The organism is Nocardioides sp. (genome assembly GCF_031397825.1).
Classification (GTDB): Bacteria; Actinomycetota; Actinomycetes; order Propionibacteriales; family Nocardioidaceae; genus Nocardioides.
Window position 1 is genome coordinate 1 of record NZ_JANNML010000158.1, and the last position, 2347, is coordinate 2347.

The window sequence follows — 2347 nt, forward strand, 5'->3', positions numbered from 1 at the left end:
CCACAGGTCGCGCACGACCTCGGCGACCTTCATGACGTCGCCGCTGTGGAGCTTCTCGAGGTTCGCCTTGTAACGACGCGACCAGTTGGTCGGCTCCTCGACGTGCTCGGCACGGAGGACGTCGAACACACGGTCGAGGCCTTCCTTGTCGACCACGTCGCGCACTCCGACCAGGTCAAGGTTGCAGGCCGGGACGCGCACGACCAGGTCCTGCTGGGCAACGATCCGAAGGACGAGGTATTCCCGGTCCTCGCCCTTGATCGTCCGCATCTCGATGTCCTCGATGATGGCGGCCCCGTGATTTGGGTAGACAACCGTTTCGCCGACGGTGAAAGTCATATGTAGTAGACCCCTTCCTAGGTGACCATTCTAACACGGGTTCTCGCCGGCCTCGTCAGCGTTTCTGCAGGTCAGAGGCCCATTCTGGGCTTGACAGAATCGACGTTCGTATGGTGGCGCCCCCTCTGCGGATGCCTTGGGTGCGGTCTTTTTCGCCCCGGGTCCCGCCTGTTTGCCTCATCCGGGGCACCTCGTGACCGATACTGCACGGATGGCGAAGACGCAGCGCTGGAAGTCACGTCGCTCCGCCGGGGAGGGGCTGGTCCCGGAGACCGGCGACAGCACCAACGGCGGGGAGGTGTCCCGGGGAGGGGACACGGTCCTCACCGAGGTGCCGTCGGACGACGAGGCCCTCGCACCCCCGGTCACGACTGCCCCCGACCCCCAACGACGGGCTGCCGGGCGGCTCGGGCTGCGCGACCGGATGCCGGTCCTGCTCCTGCAGGCCGCCCACCCGCGCCAGGCGGTGCTGACCGCGGTCGGCCTGGCGGCCGCGGCCGCGCTGTCGGGGCGTCCCACGCGTGAGGTGGCGGTCGTCCTGGCGACCGTGCTCGTGGGTCAGGTGATCCTGGGGTGGCACAACGACCTGGTCGACCGCCGCCGCGACGCCCGTCACGAGCAGCCCGGCAAGCCGCTCGCCACCGAGCGGCTGGACCCCGGCACCGCGTGGTTCGCCCTCACGTGTGGCGTGCTGCTCGTCGTGCCCCTCTCCATCACCTCCGGCATCACCGCCGGCAGCGCCTACCTGCTCTCGCTCGTCGTCGGGCTCCTGGGCAACGTCGTGCTGCGCAAGGGCAAGCTGTCGTGGCTGCCCTGGGCGGTGTCCTTCGGCCTCTTCCCCGCCTACCTCTCCTACGGCGGCTGGGGCGGCGCCTTCGAGGGCACCCCGCCCACGTGGCAGATGACGGCGCTCTTCGCGCTGCTCGGTGTCGGCGTCCACGTGCTCCGCGCCCTGTGGGGGCTCGTGGCCGACAACGAGGACGGCTGGACCTACCTCCCGCTGACCCTCGGGCTGCGGCTCGGCGCGACCCGGTTGCTGGCCCTGGCGGGGGTCTACACCTCGGTCGTGCTGGTGCTGATGGCGTTCACGGCGACGTACGTCGGGCTGCGCCAGTGAGTGCCGAGGTCGGACGCTAGGCTGGGAGCGTTCATCGCCGCCCCGGCGCCCGTCCGATCCCGAAGGCCCTTGACGATGCATCACCACCGCAAGCTCGCGCTCACGGTAGGCGCGCTCGTGCTGTCCGCTCCCGTCCTGACGGGCTGCGGCTTCAACTACGCCACCGACCGGGTCAACACGACCACCAACGCCACCTTCAACCGCGACAAGGCGGTCGACGTGATCGGCGCACAGGTCATCGCCGAGGCGCCGGGCTCGGGCTCGCTCCACGCGCGCCTGGTCAACGGCGCCTCGACCGGCACCGAGCTGGTCTCGGTCGCGGGCTCGGGCGACACGGTCCTGACCTCGAGCACCATCGAGTCCTTCGTGATCGACCCTCGCGAGGGCGTCAACGTCGAGAACGTCGGCGGCGGCGTCCGGTTGACCGGCGACTTCATCGCCGGTGACCAGATCCCGGTGGCGTTCACCTTCTCCAACGGCGACGAGGTCGTGCTCGACGTCCCGGTCGTGCGGGCCTGCGACTTCTACGAAGGTCTCGACACCGCCCCCGAGGTCGAGGGCGCCGCAGCGACCGAGGCCGAGCCCTACTCGTGCGAGGCCCCCGAAGAGCACTCGGAGTGACGCGATGACCTACACGCTGGTCCTGCTCCGCCACGGCGAGAGCGAGTGGAACGCCAAGAACCTCTTCACCGGCTGGGTCGACGTCCCGCTGACCGACAAGGGTCGCGCCGAGGCCGTCCGCGGCGGCGAGCTCCTCCAAGAGGCCGGCGTCCTGCCCGACGTCGTCCACACCTCGCTGCAGCGCCGCGCGATCAACACCGCCGCACTGGCGCTCGACGCGGCCGACCGGCACTGGATCCCGGTCAAGCGCTCCTGGCGCCTCAACGAGCG

The 2347-nt window shown here is 70.0% G+C and carries 4 protein-coding genes; 3 read left to right on the forward strand and 1 reads right to left on the reverse strand.

Annotation, left to right across the window (positions count from 1 at the left end; genetic code table 11):
• The coding region (locus tag RMN98_RS13665; RefSeq protein ID WP_309649370.1) for a CarD family transcriptional regulator at positions 1 to 339 on the reverse strand (339 nt) is incomplete at its 3' end.
• A 211-nt stretch (positions 340 to 550) separates the two neighbouring features.
• Here RMN98_RS13665 and RMN98_RS13670 point away from each other — a divergent pair.
• The 3 genes from RMN98_RS13670 to RMN98_RS13680 all read left to right on the forward strand — a co-directional run.
• Entirely contained in the window at positions 551 to 1456 is a 906-nt protein-coding gene (locus tag RMN98_RS13670) for a UbiA family prenyltransferase (protein ID WP_309649371.1), read from the forward strand.
• A 75-nt stretch (positions 1457 to 1531) separates the two neighbouring features.
• The gene (locus RMN98_RS13675) at positions 1532 to 2077 is read left to right on the forward strand and encodes a hypothetical protein (RefSeq protein ID WP_309649372.1); all 546 of its coding nucleotides are present in this window, start codon (positions 1532 to 1534) and stop codon (positions 2075 to 2077) included.
• Between the two features lie 4 nt (positions 2078 to 2081).
• Positions 2082 to 2347: 2,3-bisphosphoglycerate-dependent phosphoglycerate mutase (locus RMN98_RS13680; RefSeq protein ID WP_309649373.1), on the forward strand; the 266-nt coding region annotated here is incomplete at its 3' end.